This window comes from Sphingopyxis sp. MG (assembly GCF_002953155.1).
Taxonomy (GTDB): Bacteria; Pseudomonadota; Alphaproteobacteria; order Sphingomonadales; family Sphingomonadaceae; genus Sphingopyxis; species Sphingopyxis granuli.
Map to the genome: position 1 here is coordinate 1,167,298 of NZ_CP026381.1, position 14,915 is coordinate 1,182,212.

The window sequence follows — 14,915 nt, forward strand, 5'->3', positions numbered from 1 at the left end:
GATTCTGCCCCGATCTCAAGCCGCGACACTGCTTTCCCGGGCACGGATTTCATCGAGCACGGGGCGAAGATAGCCGAGGAAGCGCTCGGGGTCTTCGCTCATCGGGAAATGGCCGAGGCCCGGCATCAGGCTGTACTTTGCGCCCTCGACGTGCCGCGCCACCTCTTCCGCCGCTTCGGGCGGCGCCGAATAATCATATTCGCCGCTGAGCAGGTAGAGCGGACAGACGGCGGTGTCGATATTGGCGACCAGCCCGTTGCGAAGGTCGCCGTCGTCGAAATAATAATAGAGATCTCCGGCAAAGACGCCGGGGCCGCCCTGCATATAATGCCAGATTGTCTCCCACCGGTCCTTGTGCGGCGCTTCCGGCCCGATCAGGCCGGAGATCAGCATCGAGCACATCTCGCCGCCGTGCGCTTCGGGGCGGTTCATGATCGCTTCGTCGCTATATTGGGCGTTGAAGACGCTTTCGGCATGAAGCCCCGATTGCAGACCGATCGCCGCCCGGAACTTCGGACCGTGGCGCAGCGCGAGGTGCAGGACGGCGCGGCCGCCGATCGAGCAGCCCATGACGATGGGGCGGTCGATGCCGAGCGCCTCGATCACCTTCATCACCGTCGCGACATAGCGGTCGCTGGTCAGCAGATAATCGTCGCGCTCCCACCCTTCGGGCGGCGACGACTTGCCGTGATAGGGCAGGTCGAAGGCGATCACCCGATATTGGGACAGCAGCCGTTCGTCGTTCATCAGCGCGCGATACTGGCGACTGTCGGCACCGGCGGTGTGCAGGCAGAGCAGGGGAATGCCTTCGCCGGCCTGCTCGACATAGACGCGGTTGCGGCGCCCCTCGACGTCGATGGTGATGTAGCGGCCGACGGCCGGTTCGAAACAGGGTGCGACGGTGGTCATCCGAACATCCTTCCGGTTGCGAGTTGCTGGAGAATGTCCTTGAGGACATAGGAATAGCGAAACAGCGTCAGGAAGTCGCCCGTCACGTCGGCGCGGCCCGTTTCCGCCATCGCATAGATGTCGTGGCATCCCGGCGGCGGCACCGGTTGCTGGAACGCGGCCCAGGCCTCCGGCGCGATCCGGATCGTGACGTCGGCAGTCTCGTCGGCCGCCGCCGATGCGACCTTTCCGTCGCGCAGCGCCAGCAGCCAACGCCGGTCGCCGGTCTCGATGCGCAAGACGCAGTTTGCGAATCGCAATCTTCGCTGGACCGACGGGTCCGCGTTCAAGGCGTCCAATATCTCGGTCGAAGGCATGGCTACACTCTCCCTGCGACGGCGGTTCGCGCCCGTCCTGTCCGATGCCCCTTGTCTTGCGCGCTTTGTCCTCGCTGTCGAGTTCGCACCTGCTGCGTGCACCCTTCCATTACACATGCGATGAAGCGGGTGGTCGCGTGGCGCCCGGACGCCGATCCGCATAGACGGGAAGCGAGGGCGCCGGTGCAGCGCCGCACGACATGAGATCGGGAGCTTGGCAATGGGGTGGATGACCGAAGAACGCCTGATGATTCAGGAAAGCGCGCGCGATTTCGCGATGAACGAAGTGCTGCCGATCGCGAACCGGCTCGATCCCGTCCAGGGGATCATCCCCGACGATCTGATCCGCAAGATGGGCGAGCTTGGCTATTTCGGCATCGTCGTGCCGGAAAAATACGGCGGCCTGGGATTGGGCGCGTTCGAATATTGCCTTGTCGCCGAGGAACTGGCGCGCGCGTGGATGAGCGTCGGCAGCCTGATCGCGCGCGGCAACAGCATGATCGGCATGGAAAGCATGAGCGAGGAATGGCGCGCCGACGTGCTGCCACGCGTCGCGCGCGGCGAATATCTCGGTGCCTTCGCCATGTCGGAACCGAACGCCGGCAGCGATGTCGCCAACATCAGCACGCGCGCGGTCCGCGACGGCGACGATTATATCATCACCGGCAACAAATATTGGTGCACCTTCGCCGATGGAGCCGACTTCGTCACCGTCATCGCGCGCACCGGAACCGATCCCGACCCGAAGCGCCGCCATGCGGGGCTGTCGGCCTTCGTTCTCGAAAAGCCGCGCGGCGAATTGCCCGCGGGCGTGCAGGGGTCGCCGATCCCGAAGATCGGTTATTTCGGCTGGAAGACATGGGAACTGGCGTTCGACGGCGTGCGCGTTCCCGCTTCGGCATTGCTGGGCGAGGAAGGCAAGGCCTTCTACATGATCGCGCACGGCCTCGAACGCGCGCGGGCGCACACCGCGGCGCGCTCGATCGGTCTCGCGCGCGGCGCGCTGGAGGATGCGCTCGCTTACGCCAAGGAGCGACAGCAGTTCGGCCGACCCATCGCCGAATTTCAGGACATAAGGTTCAAGCTGGCGCGGATGGCGACCGAGATCGAGGCATGCCGCCAGCTCATGTATCATGTCTGCGATCAGATCGACACGGGGCGGCGCTGCGATGCCGAGGCGTCGATGGTCAAATATCTCGCCTCCGAAATGGCAGAGCGCGTCACCAGCGACGCGCTGCAGATATTGGGCGGCGCCGGCTATACCACCCATTATGCCGTCGAGCGCTATTGGCGCGACGCGCGGCTGACCAAGATTTTCGAGGGCACGTCGGAAATCCAGCTGCGGATCATTTCCGACCATCTGCTGGGACGCTGAGCGGCGGGCGGCGGGGCGCCATTCCATCGCAGATGTAATGAGATGGGTGCCCGGCTTGCGCGGGACCCCGCGGCGATGATCATGGCCGGCGAACGAAATGACGGGAGGCGCCGGACAGGTCCGGCGGACGGATCATGCAGCACTATGACTATATCATCGTCGGCGCCGGCTCGGCCGGCTGCGTGCTCGCCAATCGGCTGAGCGAGAGCGGAAAGCACCGGGTGCTGTTGCTGGAGGCGGGGCCGGACAAGGAAAGCTTCTGGGTCCGCACCCCGGCGGGAGTTCCGTTCCTCTACACCGATCCCAGGCTCAACTGGATGTATCATTCGGAAGAGGAGCCGACGCTGGACGGCCGGCGCGTCTATCACCCGCGCGGCATGCTGATGGGGGGATCGAGCGCGATCAACGGCATGGTCTATATCCGCGGCAATCGGTTCGATTACGACCGGTGGGCGGCGGAGGGCAATGCGGGATGGTCGGCCGCCGACGTTCTGCCCTATTTCCGGCGCGCCGAAACCAATCTCGATTTCGTCGACCAGTATCACGGATCGACGGGGCCGATGCGCGTCGCGCGTGCTTCCTATGACATCCCGGTGGTCGACGCCTTCGTCGATTCCGGCCGCGCGGCCGGGCTGCCGCCGACGGAGGATTTCAACGGCGCGCAGCAGGAGGGCGCCCAGCTCTATCAGTTCACGATCAGCGAGGGGCGGCGCAATTCGACGGCCCACTCCTTCCTCCGGCCGGCGCGGCGCCGTCCCAACCTCGAACTGCTCGATCGTGCGCCGGTCAGCCGCCTGATCATCGAGGACGGGCGGGTGCGGGGCGTTTGCTATGTCCGGGGTGGTCAGGAGCACCGCGCCTATGCGCGCGAGACGTTGCTGAGCGGCGGATCGATCAATTCGCCCCAGCTTCTGATGCTGTCGGGGATCGGCCCGGCGGCGCATCTCGCCGAAAACGGCATCGCGGTCGTCCACGATCTGCCGGGCGTCGGCCGCAATCTTCAGGACCATATCAGCGCCCCGGTCAACTACGAGACGCGCGAGGGCATGTCGCTCAACAAGACCCTGTCGGGGGTGCGCAAATATCTCAACGGCGTGCGCTACCTGCTGACGAGGTCGGGACCGCTGTCGCTCGGAACGTCGCAGGCGGCGGCATTCATCCGCACCGATCCCGAAGCGGCGGCGCCCGACATCCAGATCAGCTTCCGCGCCTGGAGCTTCGATTTCAACGCGAGAGGCCAACTCAAGATGCACAGCTATCCGGGGGTACAGGCGGTGGCGATCCTGCTTCGTCCCGAATCGCGCGGAACGCTGACTCTCAATCCGCAGGATCCGCGGCAGGCGCCGGTGCTGCGCTTCAACTATCTGACCGAGGAATATGATCGCGCCACCCTGCTGCGGGGCATCCGATGGATGCGCCGCATCGCCTCTACCGGCGCGTTCGGCGATGCGGTCGTGCGCGAATGCGGGCCGGGCGAACAGCTCCAGAGCGACGACGAAATCCTGTCCTACGTCCGCGAATATGCGCAAAGCGTGATGCATCCTGTCGGTACCTGCAAGATGGGGACCGGCCCCGACGCGGTCGTCGATCCCCGGCTTCGCGTCCATGGCATACCGGGCGTGCGCGTCATCGATGCGTCGATCATGCCCTATGTCGTCAGCGGCAACACCAACGCCCCGACGATCATGATCGCCGAACGCGCCGCTGACCTGATTCTGGCCGACGCCGGCTGACTTCCGTTCGGAGACGCTTTCATGCGATTGCCTTTCAAGCCGCGCCGCACCGCGCTCTACCTGCCCGCGATCAATGCCAGGGCCGTTGCCAAGGCGCGGACACTGCCGGTCGATATCGTCATCCTCGATCTGGAAGACGCGGTCGCGCCGGAGCGAAAGGAAGAAGCGCGTAACGCCGCCGTGGCGGCGGCGCAGGAGGGCGGTTTCGGGGACCGCGAGCTGATCATCCGCGCCAACGGACTCGACACGCCCTGGTGGCGCGACGATCTGGTCGCGGCTGCGCGCTCGGGCGCGGACGGCGTGTTGGTGCCCAAGGTTGGCAGCGCCGCCGACATCGCGCGCTGTGGGGAACTGCTCCGCGATGCGCCGGCGGGACTGTCGCTGTGGGCGATGATCGAGACTTGCGCGGCCGTTGTTGCATTGCCTGCCATCGCGGCCGCCGCGGAGGGCTCGCGCCTTGCGGCAATGGTTCTGGGCACCAACGATCTTGCGAAGGAAATGCGCGCGGCGCTCACGCCTGACCGGCTCGCTTTCCTGCCGATCCTGACCTCCGCCGTCATCGCGGCGCGCGCGCATGGGCTGATCGTACTCGACGGAGTCTGCAACGATTTTCAGGATATCGACCGCTTCGAGGCGGAGTGTCGGCAGGGTCTGGTATTGGGCTTCGACGGCAAGACCATCATCCATCCGCGACAGGTCGATCCGTGCAATGCCGTCTATTCGCCGACCCCCGACGAGGTGCGATGGGCGGAGCGCATCATCACCGCTTTCGATGCGCCCGACCATGCGGGGAAGGGGGTGGTGCAGATCGACGGGCAGATGGTCGAACGGCTTCACCTCGACGATGCGCGACGTGTGCAGGCTACAGCGGCCGCGATAGCACGCCGACGCGATGAATCGGTCGATTGAGAGCGCCATCTCATCACGTCTGTGATGAGTTCGCGTCGGATGGCACCGAATACTCGCACATCGGAGGCGATTGTGCTTTCGTAGTGGAGAAGGTTGGAAAAGGGCTGCCGACTCCTACTGATTTTCAACCTCTTCATCCTGTTTTCCAAATAATCCTGCGCTGCGGGAGGAGGAGTTGTTTCGCCTTTTCAGGCTCCGTTTCTCTGAATTTCTGAAAATGAAGTTCCATCATTCACAAGATATTCCATGCGCGAAGCATGAGATTTGGGAGGGAGTTTTGCGATGCTTACCAAAAGCATAATGCTTCAATCGGCCGCACTGGGGCTCATCATGGCGGCACCTGCCCATGCCCAGACGTCTTCGGACGAGAGCGAAGTCGCTCGTGCGACCTCGAGTGACGACATCGTCGTCACCGCGCAGCGCCGCGAGCAATCGATGCTCTCGGTCCCGATCGCGATTACCGCGGTAACGGGCGCCGCGCTCGCCAACGCGGGGGTCAGCGACAGCAGCCAGCTTGCGACGGTCGTTCCGAACCTCCAGATCAACAGCGCCTACGGCAAGACGCAGCCCAATTTCTCGCTGCGCGGTATCGGCGTCGGCAACGAATATTCCGCCAATCAGGCATCGCCGATCGGCGTCTATATCGACGATGCCTATATCGCGTCACGTACCAGCCAGGGCGCCCAGCTCTACGATCTCGAACGCATCGAGGTGCTTCGCGGTCCCCAGGGGACGCTGTTCGGCCGCAACACCACGGGCGGCGCGATCAACATGATCACGCGCAAGCCGGACCTGTCGGGCAGCAGCGGCTATGTCGAGGCGAGCTATGGCAATTATGACACCCTCCATGGACAGGCCGCGCTGGAAACGACGCTGGTCGAAGACCAGCTCGGCATCCGCATCGCCGCCAACTACGATCGCAACGACCCGACATTCAGGAATCTGATTCCCGGCAAACCCAGTCCGAACGGCGGAACGAGCTATTCGGGCCGCGTCCAGCTCCGCTGGAAGCCGGTGCCCGAACTCGACGTGTTGCTGAAGGCCTATGGATCAAAGGACAAGCTGACCCAGGGCGCGCTCCATTCGGTCGGCGCGACGCCGTCGGGAGCCAATCCGATCACCGGCTATACGCGCGACGGGCTGGGTTTCTACGAGGTCGAATATGGCTATGCCGGCAAGCGCCGGACCAACAGCTATGGCTTCCTCGGCAAGATTTCCTACGAGGCGAGCGACAGTCTCACGCTTCACTCGCTGACCAGCTACGATGGCGGCTATTTCCTCGTCGACAATGATGCCGACGCGCAGCCGCTCAGCCTGCTCGATTATACGCCGTCGTCGAAGACCCACCAGTTCAATCAGGAATTGCGGGCGAACCTGTCGACCGATCGCCTCGATCTGGTGCTTGGTGCCTATTACGGGACCGATACGACGCGGACCAACAACAATCTCGGCCTCTATTTCTTCCTGCGCGACCTCGGTGCGCCGCCCGATGTGACGGGTGCGACGGGCGGCTTCTCGATCAACCAGCGCTATACCCAGGATCGCCGTTCGACTGCGATCTTCGCGCAGGCCGACTACAAGCTGACCGACCAGCTCACGCTGACGGCGGGGCTGCGCTATACATGGGACAAGTCGAAGCTGCGCAATGCGCTCTCCTATTTCGGCGACTATGACTATGAGCCGATCGTCTATACCGTCACCGACCCGGCAAATTACGGTCAGCCGGTGCCGACCCAATATGGCAAGGACGGCGCGCTGACCGGCCGCCTCGCGCTCAATTACGAGTTCGACAGCGGGGCGATCCTCTATGCCAGCTACAATCGCGGCTATCGCGGAGGGACGTTCAACGGCGGCGCCTACGCCAGCGTCGCACAGCTCGACTATATCAAGCCGGAGACGGTCAACGCCTATGAAGTGGGCAGCAAGGGACGGCTGTTCGACGGCGCGATCAGCTATTCGCTCGCGGCTTTCTATTATGATTACAAGAACCAGCAGACCAACGAGGTCTGAACCGCCCCGGGATTGCCGGAGGCCCTAACTCCTGAGAGGAAGGGCCTACGATGAGTAAGACAACGAACAAATTTGCGCCTGAGGTTCGCGCACGTGCGGTACGGATGGTCCTGGATCACGAAGGCGATCATCCATCACGGTGGGCAGCCATCGTGTCGATCGCGGCGAAGATCGGCTGCGTTCCGCAGACGCTTCATGAGTGGGTGAAGAAGGTCGAGGTCGACAGCGGCAAGCGCGCCGGTGTGCCGACCGAGATGGCTGATCGCCTCAAGTCCCTTGAGCGCGAGAACCGCGAGCTGCGCCAGGCCAACGAGATACTGCGCAAGGCGTCGGCATATTTTGCCCAGGCGGAGCTCGACCGCCCGTTCAGGCGATGACTGCCTTCATTGATGAGCATCGTGAGGTTTATGGGGTCGAGCCGATCTGCCGGGTTCTGCCGATCGCCCCATCCACTTACCACGAGCGGGTCGCTCAGCGACGAGATCCTGAAAGGCTATCAGATCGTGCCCGGCGCGATCGGGATCTGAAGCCCGAGGTGGTCCGTGTTTTTGCCGAGAACTTCGGCGTTTACGGGGTGCGCAAGGTCTGGCGACAGATGAACCGCGAGGGCTTCGCCGTCGCGCGATGCACCATCGAGCGGCTGATGCGCGACCTGGGCTTGCAGGGTGTAATCCGGGGCAAGCCGGCGCGTACGACGATCAGCGACAAAGCCGCGCCTTGCCCGCTCGATCAGGTGAACCGTCAGTTCCATGCGCCGGCGCCCAACATGCTCTGGGTGTCGGACTTTACCTATGTCGCGACATGGGCAGGCTTCGTTTATGTGGCCTTCGTCATCGACGTTTATGCCCGCTATATCGTCGGTTGGCGGGTCAGCAGGACGGCGCATGCGAGCTTCGTCCTGGATGCGCTCGAGCAGGCCATCCATGATCGCCGTCCTGCCCACCGTGGCGGGCTGATCCACCACAGCGATCGCGGTAGCCAATATGTGTCGATCAAATATACCGAGCGCCTCGCCGAGGCCGGGATCGAGCCGTCGGTCGGGAGTGTTGGCGACAGTTATGACAACGCCTTGGCGGAGACGATCAATGGTCTTTACAAGGCCGAGGTGATCCACCGGCGAGGTCCGTGGCGATCCTTTGAAGCTGTCGAATATGCCACGCTCGAGTGGGTCGACTGGTTCAACAACAGGCGGCTGCTGGAACCCATCGGCAATATGCCGCCCGCTGAAGCCGAAGAACGATACTACGCCATGCTGGACGACGTCTCCATGGCTGCGTAACTTAAACCAAATGGCCTCCGGCAGTCCCGGGGCGGTTCAGTCATCAACTTCACGGGCTTCCTCCGCAATGCCGGTTCGGCGACCGTCTATGGCGGGGAACTGGAGCTCAACGGCCGCGTGTCGCCCGCGCTGTCGTTCAACGCGTCGCTGGGATTACTGCACAGCAAATACGATCAGCTCGTGCTCGGCCGCGATGTCGCGAGCGGGACGGTCGGCGTCGATCTGGCGGGTAATGAGCTGCCGTTCGCGCCGCACGTGACCGCCCAGGCCGGCATCGACTGGACGATGGCGCGGATCGGCGACGGCGACCTCAAATTCCTGCCGCGTGTCTCCTATACCGGACATCAGTGGTTCTCGCCGTTCAACGACCGCGAATCCTTCCCTGGCGACCCGATCGGCAACGAGCGTCTGCACCAGGACGGCTATGCGAAGGTCGATGCCCAACTGCTGTGGAGCAACGATCGGATCACCGCCGGTCTCTATGTCAAGAACCTGTTCCAGAAGCATTATTATCTCTACGGTCTCGACCTCCGGACCTTCTTCGGGCTCGATTTCTTCGCGCCTGCCGATCCGCGCACCTGGGGGGCGATGGTGCGCTTCAACTTCTGACGCCTGTCGCCTTCTCTCAGCCTGATCGGGCGCAGCCGCATGCGTGGCTGCGCCCGTTTTTTGCCTCGTCCGGGGCCAGAAAAAAGGCCGCCGCCATCGGTGGAACCGAAGGCGGCGGCCGTGCGGGGCGCCGAAGCGATACGGCGTCAGGGCAGCCGGACGGTCGGCTCGAACTCCAGCCGGAACGCATCGCCGTCGCGCACGACCGTGCCGCCGCCCGCGCCCGTCCAATGCGTGCCGAGGACGAGGCAGCCGTCCTCGGTCGCGTCGGTGAACAGCTTCCAGCGCGTCCTTTTGCTCATTTCGGGGTCGGCATCGACGTTGGTGCCCCAGTCGGGATGCGCGAGCTGGCAGGGATGATGAACGCAGTCGCCGGTGATGATCGCGCTTTCGTCTTCGGAGCGGACGACGATCGAGACGTGGCCCGGCGTATGGCCGATGGTCGGCGTCAGAAACACTTCGTCGGTGATCCGGTGATCGACCTCGACCAGATCGACGAGCCCGGCATCGATCACCGGCTGGACCGACTCCCGCTCGACCGAGGCGTTGCATTCGCGCCAGGCTTCGTCGACGTCGGGACTGTGGTGGGTCGCCTGCATGAAATCATATTCGACCCGCCCGAACAGATAGCGCGCGTTGGGGAAAGTCGGCACCCAGCGCCCGTCGACCCGGATCGTGTTCCAGCCGACATGGTCGAGGTGCAGGTGGGTGCAGACGACGACGTCGATCGATTCCGGCGGGAACCCCGCGGCCTTCATCTTCTCCAGGAAATCGGTCTGCATTTGATCCCAGATCGGCGCGATCTTCAGGTCCTTGTCGTTGCCGATGCAGGTATCGACCATGATCCGCTTCGTGGGTGTGTCGAGGATGAAGGCGTGCAGGCTGAGGCTCGGCTCGCCCTTTTCGGTGATGAATTCGGGGTAGAGCCACGGGATCGCCAGCAGCGCCTCCGGCGTCGCATCGGGCATCAGGCCCGGTATGCCTTCGGGCACGATCTGTTCGATGACCTGACTGATCCTGACCTTGCCGATTGTCCAGCTTTGCATTGGTTCATCCCTCACCCGATCGAATAGGGCCCGTCCGGACCCGGTCGCGCGAGGATAGCGGAGAAAGGTCCGTGCCCGAATGCGTCCGGACGATCCATTGCATATGCGATGAAGCGCGCGGGCCGTTTTGCGCCGCCGCCGAAAGCGATAGGGTCATGCGAAGGGAAAGGATCGCACGATGGATTGCCACCATTTCATTGACGGTCGCGAGGTCGTCGAACCGGGCGCGCGCTATCTCGACAATCTGGCGCCGGCGACGGGCGAAGTGATCGGACGTGTCGCGCTCGGCGGCGCGGAGATCGTCGACCGGGCGGTCCAGTCGGCGCGCGCCGCCTTTCCGGCGTGGCGCGACATGCGGCCGATGGAGCGCGGCCGTATCCTCGTCGACATCGGCCGCGCGATCCGCGCCCATGCCGCGCGACTGGCGGAGATGGAGGCGCGCGAAACCGGCAAGGTCATGGCGCAGGCGATCGGCGAGATCGAGATGTCCGCCCAGTATTTCGAATATTACGGCGGCCTTGCGAACATCTTCTACGGCGAAGTCATCAATATCGGTGCGCCCTATCACAGCTACACGCGCCGCGAGCCTTTTGGCGTCGTCGCGACGATCCTGCCGTGGAACGCGCCGCTGAATCAGGCGGCGCGCGCGATCGCGCCGGCGCTGGCGGTCGGCAATACGGTGGTGGCCAAGCCGTCGGAGGAAACGCCGTCGACGCTGGTCGAGGTCGCGCGCCTTGCGGTCGAGGAATGCGGCCTGCCGCCCGGTGTCGTCAACGTCGTGCTGGGCACGGGGCGCGAGGTGGGCGAACCGCTGGTCGCGCACGAGCGCATTCGCAAGGTCATGTTCACGGGCAGCGTGCGGGCGGGCCGCGAGATCGGCCGCGTCGCCGCGGAACGGATCATCCCGCTGACGCTGGAACTGGGCGGCAAGTCGCCGAACATCGTCTTCGCGGACGCCGACCTCGACGCGGCGGTGGCGGGCGCGGTGCGCGCCTTCACGATGAATGCGGGACAGGTCTGCGTCGCGGGAACGCGGCTGCTGCTCCAGTCGTCGATATATGATGCCTTTCTCGACCGGCTCGTCCCCGCGGTCGATGCGCTCAGATATGGCGATCAGGACGGCGCGGTCTTCGGCGCGACGACCACGGCCGCGCAGTTCGAGCGCGTGCGCCGGTTCCACGATCTGGCGAAGGCCGAGGGCGCGGTGCGGCTGACGCGCGAGCCGCCGGAACCGGCGGCGGGCAAGGGGCTCTTCCCGGCACCGGCAGTCTATGCGGGCGTGACGCCTGATATGCGGATCGCGCGCGAGGAGGCATTCGCCCCCATCCTGACCGTGCTGACGTTCGAGGACGAGGATCAGGCGGTCGCGATCGCCAACGACAGCGATTTCGGGCTCGGCGCGGGCGTCTGGACCCGCGACATCGGCCGCGCGCTCCGCATGGCCGCGGCGCTGGAGGCGGGCCAGGTCTTCGTCAACGAATATATGGCTGGTGGGATCGAGACGCCCTTCGGCGGATACAAGAACAGCGGCTATGGGCGAGAGAAGGGGATCGAGGCGCTGACCCATTATACCCAGCTCAAATGCGTAACGATCCGCATATGAGCGCGGAAAGCCGGATGGCAGGCGCGCAACCGTTCACTGCCTTGCTCGCTCGGTCGATTACGGCGTCGGGGAACGCGCGTCCCACGGACGAGCAATATGCCGCCGCCCGCCGCATCCTTGTCGATTGGCTGGGCGTCGCGCTGGCGGGGACGACCGAGCCGGTCGCGAAAATCCTCCGCGCCGAGTTTGCATCCGCCGAAGGCGCGGCGTCGGTGCTGGGCGGCGGCCGGGCGTCGGCCGCCGATGCGGCGCTGGTCAACGGCACCACCGGTCACGCTCTCGATTATGACGATGTTCAGCAGTTCATCGGGCATCCGGCGACAGTCGTGGTCCCGGCCGCGCTGGCGGTGGCGGAGACGGTGGACGCGGGGGGCGAGGAACTCGCCCGCGCGATCATCGCCGGTTATGACGCCGCGCGCTTCGTCGGGACGCTCGCCATGCCGGGCCATTACGACCATGGCTTCCATTCGACGGCGACGATCGGCGCGTTCGGGGCGATGGCGGCATCCGCCGTGCTGATGGGCCTCGCGCCGGAAGAAACCGAAAACGCGATCGGGCTGGCGGCGACGCAGGCGGCGGGGCTGAAATCGATGTTCGGGACCATGGCCAAGCCCTTTCACGCAGGCCGTGCGGCGTCGGCCGGCGTCATTGCCGCCCGGCTTGCCGCGCGCGGAATGACCGCAAATCGCGAAAGTCTGGAAACCGATCAGGGCTTTCTCGCCACTCAGGCGCACCAGCCGGTTCCGGCCGACTGGCGGGCGCCGCGATTCGGGGAGAGCCTCGACCACCTGCTCTTCAAATATCACGCCTCCTGCTACCTGACGCATTCGAGCATCGAGGCGGTCCGGCAGTTGGTGATCGAACGGGGGCTGATCCCGGACGCTTTGGAGAGCGTCGTACTTCGGGTTCCGGCCGGCCATCTCAAGGTCTGCAATATCGAAAATCCGGCGACCGGCCTCGAATCCAAATTCAGCCTGCGGCAGGTCGTCGCGTTGACGCTCGGCGGTTATGACACGGCGGATATCGGCGTTTTCAACGACATGCTCGCCGGCGACGAGGCGCTCGGACGCCTGCGCGGCAAAATCGGCGTGGTGGGCGATCTCGACAGCATATTCGGCGCGAGGGCGACCATCAGGATCGGCGATGATACGATGCTCGAGGCGGTTTGGGACGTGTCCGAAGCGGACATCGGACCGAATGATCTCGATGACAGGCTGGACCGGAAATTTTCCGTATTGGCGACACCCTTGATCGGCGCGGCACGCGTTCGCGAGGTCCTCGATCTTTCATACGACATTCGTAAAACCGATCTGGCGAAGCTGTCGGCCTCCCTCCATATCGCTTGAGAAACCGCGGTTCTCACGGCTTAAGATCGGCGGTCAGCCGCGCTTGGCGTTCCATGCGCGGACCGCAGCCAGCGTCTTTTCTATATGCGCCTGCGGGTTGCGGTCGGTGTAGCTCAGCAGGATGGTTCCGTCGGGTGCGATGACGAACGACGTCCGGTTGGAGATGAGCGTCTGGTTGGGGCCCGGCATGGCGGTGTCGTATTTGACCGCGACCTTGGCGCCCGGATCGGCCGCGACGGCGAATTTGTCGCGGCATTCCGACTTGGAGAATTCCGCCACGCGATCGATGTTGCCTGCGGTCACGCCGATGATGCGGGCACCTAACTGATTGAACTGGCTGTTCGCTTCCGCGAACAGATGGGCTTCCATCGTGCAGCCGGGGGTGAATGCGGCGGGGAAGAAATAGAGCACGACCGGCCCGTTCCGCAGCGTCTGTTTCAGCGTCAGGCTGAAGGATTTGCCGCCCTGCGCGGCGTTCAGCGTGAAGTCGGGCGCCTTCGCGCCCTGCTGGAGGGCCGCGATGCCCTGTACGGGGAGGACGGCCAGCAACAGGCCGAGGCCGAACGACGTCGCGATCTTGTTCCGGATTTTCATCTGGCTTCTCCAACTCGAACGGTGGGCGCGCGCCTCGTCCGGACTCTCTTCCGCTCTCCTCTTCGTCGGCGCGTGGCGAAAGGTTGCGACGGGAGACAGGATGATGAAAAAAAGCGGCGGCGTCTACACCGATCATTCGTTTCCCGTCCGCGCGCTCCCCGGGCCCCTTGCCGTCGCGGCCCCCACGATGCATCTTCAAGCGATGACCAAATATCTCATCTCCTTTCCGAGCGACGCCCTGGTCCTCACCGACGCAGAGTTCCCGATCGTGTCCGCCGACGCGCACGCGGTGATCGAGGAAGCCAGGGCCGCCGGCGTCTATGTGTTCGGCGGAGGGATAGCGGAGCAGGTTGCGCCCGTACTGGTCTCCGCCGACGGATCGGTGTCGGCCGAAATCTATCCCGGCAGCGGGCTCACGGGCGGCTTCACGGTGCTGGAACTGCCGTCCCGCGAGGATGCGGTCGAGTGGGCGAGCAAGATCGCGGCGGCCTGTCGATGCGCGCAGGAGCTTCGCGAATTCATGTACGACCCCGCGAGCTAGTCCATACTCGATTGCAGCGGCGCTGCGGCGTCCACGCGGCGGCCGATCATGCGGGAGAGCGTGTCGTCCCGCCACCCGAAGCGATGCACCAGAACCATCGCGACGTGCCCTGCGATCAGCGCAAGCAGCGTCCAGGCCAGCAAGCCGTGCACCGCATTGGCGGGGGCGGTCATCCACGCGATCTCCTGTCCCGTCGGTGCTGCGAACTCGATGCCGAACAGCGTCACCCCCTTGCCGCTTCCGGCCATGCGGAACAGCGCGAGCGCGGGCACGACGATCATCAGCAGATAGAGGAGGATATGGCCGATGCGCGCCGCCTGGCCGATCGCATTCGATGAATAGGTGGGGCGCCGCCGCCGGTTGCGAAGCGCCCAAAGCGCGCGGACGACGACGAGCGCGAGGATGAGGGCGCCGATCGATGCGTGCGTGCCGACCCAGAATTTCATCAGCGGGACGCGGCCGAGCACGCTCTTCATGATCATGCCGCCGAGCTGCCAGAACAGCAGCAGCGCCATCGTCCAATGCAGCAGCCGTGTCACCGATCCATAATGGTTGGGCGTGTCGCGCAGCAGCATGTCGGTTCTCCGTTCCTTAGGGTCAGGACC

The 14,915-nt window shown here is 64.5% G+C and carries 14 protein-coding genes and 1 other annotated feature; of the genes, 9 read left to right on the forward strand and 5 right to left on the reverse strand.

The genetic code is table 11. The features are described 5' to 3' along the window. Positions 1–15 precede the first annotated feature (15 nt). Positions 16–909 carry an alpha/beta fold hydrolase gene (locus tag C3E99_RS05345; protein ID WP_104959498.1) on the reverse strand — a complete coding sequence of 298 codons (894 nt, stop codon included), beginning with the start codon at positions 907–909 and terminating at the stop codon, positions 16–18. After that, positions 906–1,187 carry a hypothetical protein gene (locus C3E99_RS05350; protein WP_067105801.1) on the reverse strand — a complete coding sequence of 94 codons (282 nt, stop codon included), beginning with the start codon at positions 1,185–1,187 and terminating at the stop codon, positions 906–908. Before C3E99_RS05350 ends, C3E99_RS05345 begins: the two co-directional genes overlap by 4 nt. Before the next feature lie 307 nt (positions 1,188–1,494). Between C3E99_RS05350 and C3E99_RS05355 the strand changes: the two genes are divergently transcribed. The 6 genes from C3E99_RS05355 to C3E99_RS05380 all read left to right on the forward strand — a co-directional run bounded on the left by C3E99_RS05355 (position 1,495) and on the right by C3E99_RS05380 (position 9,180). Next, a complete protein-coding gene (locus C3E99_RS05355; RefSeq protein WP_234002612.1) occupies positions 1,495–2,640 on the forward strand; it encodes an acyl-CoA dehydrogenase family protein in 1,146 nt (381 codons plus the stop codon). A gap of 134 nt (positions 2,641–2,774) precedes the next feature. Further along, positions 2,775–4,373, forward strand: coding sequence for a GMC family oxidoreductase (locus C3E99_RS05360; RefSeq protein WP_067105797.1), 1,599 nt, complete (start codon positions 2,775–2,777; stop codon positions 4,371–4,373). Between the two features lie 21 nt (positions 4,374–4,394). After that, a complete protein-coding gene (locus C3E99_RS05365; RefSeq protein WP_104959499.1) occupies positions 4,395–5,282 on the forward strand; it encodes an HpcH/HpaI aldolase/citrate lyase family protein in 888 nt (295 codons plus the stop codon). Between the two features lie 282 nt (positions 5,283–5,564). Continuing rightward, positions 5,565–7,292 carry a TonB-dependent receptor gene (locus tag C3E99_RS05370; RefSeq protein ID WP_104959500.1) on the forward strand — a complete coding sequence of 576 codons (1,728 nt, stop codon included), beginning with the start codon at positions 5,565–5,567 and terminating at the stop codon, positions 7,290–7,292. Between the two features lie 50 nt (positions 7,293–7,342). After that, a protein-coding gene (locus C3E99_RS05375) for an IS3 family transposase (protein WP_104959501.1) occupies positions 7,343–8,571 on the forward strand; the annotation gives its coding sequence in 2 pieces (ribosomal slippage) (positions 7,343–7,631 and positions 7,631–8,571; 1,230 coding nt in all). Beyond that, positions 7,624–7,740: a sequence feature (AL1L pseudoknot), on the forward strand. It overlaps the preceding gene by 117 nt. A 42-nt stretch (positions 8,572–8,613) precedes the next feature. Continuing rightward, positions 8,614–9,180, forward strand: coding sequence for a TonB-dependent receptor domain-containing protein (locus C3E99_RS05380; RefSeq protein ID WP_104959502.1), 567 nt, complete (start codon positions 8,614–8,616; stop codon positions 9,178–9,180). A gap of 146 nt (positions 9,181–9,326) precedes the next feature. On the opposite strand, the gene C3E99_RS05385 is transcribed toward C3E99_RS05380, so the two are convergent. Next, positions 9,327–10,226, reverse strand: coding sequence for an MBL fold metallo-hydrolase (locus C3E99_RS05385; RefSeq protein WP_104959503.1), 900 nt, complete (start codon positions 10,224–10,226; stop codon positions 9,327–9,329). 178 nt (positions 10,227–10,404) lie between these two features. On the opposite strand from C3E99_RS05385, the gene C3E99_RS05390 reads away from it, so the two are divergent. Next, positions 10,405–11,829, forward strand: coding sequence for an aldehyde dehydrogenase family protein (locus tag C3E99_RS05390; RefSeq protein ID WP_104959504.1), 1,425 nt, complete (start codon positions 10,405–10,407; stop codon positions 11,827–11,829). Positions 11,830–11,843: 14 nt separating this feature from the next. After that, the gene (locus C3E99_RS05395) at positions 11,844–13,175 is read left to right on the forward strand and encodes an MmgE/PrpD family protein (RefSeq protein ID WP_234002663.1); all 1,332 of its coding nucleotides are present in this window, start codon (positions 11,844–11,846) and stop codon (positions 13,173–13,175) included. 33 nt (positions 13,176–13,208) lie between these two features. Here C3E99_RS05395 and C3E99_RS05400 read toward each other — a convergent pair whose 3' ends face one another. Next, entirely contained in the window at positions 13,209–13,769 is a 561-nt protein-coding gene (locus tag C3E99_RS05400; RefSeq protein ID WP_076075873.1) for a peroxiredoxin, read from the reverse strand. Between the two features lie 100 nt (positions 13,770–13,869). Here C3E99_RS05400 and C3E99_RS05405 point away from each other — a divergent pair, with 100 nt between their 5' ends. Next, a complete protein-coding gene (locus tag C3E99_RS05405) occupies positions 13,870–14,310 on the forward strand; it encodes a YciI family protein (protein ID WP_234002613.1) in 441 nt (146 codons plus the stop codon). Here C3E99_RS05405 and C3E99_RS05410 read toward each other — a convergent pair. Further along, positions 14,307–14,885: a cytochrome b gene (locus C3E99_RS05410; RefSeq protein ID WP_076075871.1), complete on the reverse strand. Its 579-nt coding sequence runs from the start codon at positions 14,883–14,885 to the stop codon at positions 14,307–14,309. The two genes, C3E99_RS05405 and C3E99_RS05410, sit on opposite strands and share 4 nt — an antisense overlap. Between the last annotated feature and the right edge of the window lie 30 nt (positions 14,886–14,915).

What these genes read in the sequence shown, in the direction of transcription:
- C3E99_RS05365 (WP_104959499.1), top strand. Translation starts at nt 4,395, where the DNA reads ATGCGATTGCCTTTCAAGCCGCGCCGCACCGCGCTCTACCTGCCCGCG.
- C3E99_RS05390 (WP_104959504.1), top strand. Translation starts at nt 10,405, where the DNA reads ATGGATTGCCACCATTTCATTGACGGTCGCGAGGTCGTCGAACCGGGC.
- C3E99_RS05410 (WP_076075871.1), bottom strand. Translation starts at nt 14,885, where the DNA reads ATGCTGCTGCGCGACACGCCCAACCATTATGGATCGGTGACACGGCTG.
- C3E99_RS05370 (WP_104959500.1), top strand. Translation starts at nt 5,565, where the DNA reads ATGCTTACCAAAAGCATAATGCTTCAATCGGCCGCACTGGGGCTCATC.
- C3E99_RS05355 (WP_234002612.1), top strand. Translation starts at nt 1,495, where the DNA reads ATGACCGAAGAACGCCTGATGATTCAGGAAAGCGCGCGCGATTTCGCG.
- C3E99_RS05345 (WP_104959498.1), bottom strand. Translation starts at nt 909, where the DNA reads ATGACCACCGTCGCACCCTGTTTCGAACCGGCCGTCGGCCGCTACATC.
- C3E99_RS05360 (WP_067105797.1), top strand. Translation starts at nt 2,775, where the DNA reads ATGCAGCACTATGACTATATCATCGTCGGCGCCGGCTCGGCCGGCTGC.
- C3E99_RS05405 (WP_234002613.1), top strand. Translation starts at nt 13,870, where the DNA reads ATGATGAAAAAAAGCGGCGGCGTCTACACCGATCATTCGTTTCCCGTC.
- C3E99_RS05400 (WP_076075873.1), bottom strand. Translation starts at nt 13,769, where the DNA reads ATGAAAATCCGGAACAAGATCGCGACGTCGTTCGGCCTCGGCCTGTTG.
- C3E99_RS05385 (WP_104959503.1), bottom strand. Translation starts at nt 10,226, where the DNA reads ATGCAAAGCTGGACAATCGGCAAGGTCAGGATCAGTCAGGTCATCGAA.
- C3E99_RS05395 (WP_234002663.1), top strand. Translation starts at nt 11,844, where the DNA reads ATGGCAGGCGCGCAACCGTTCACTGCCTTGCTCGCTCGGTCGATTACG.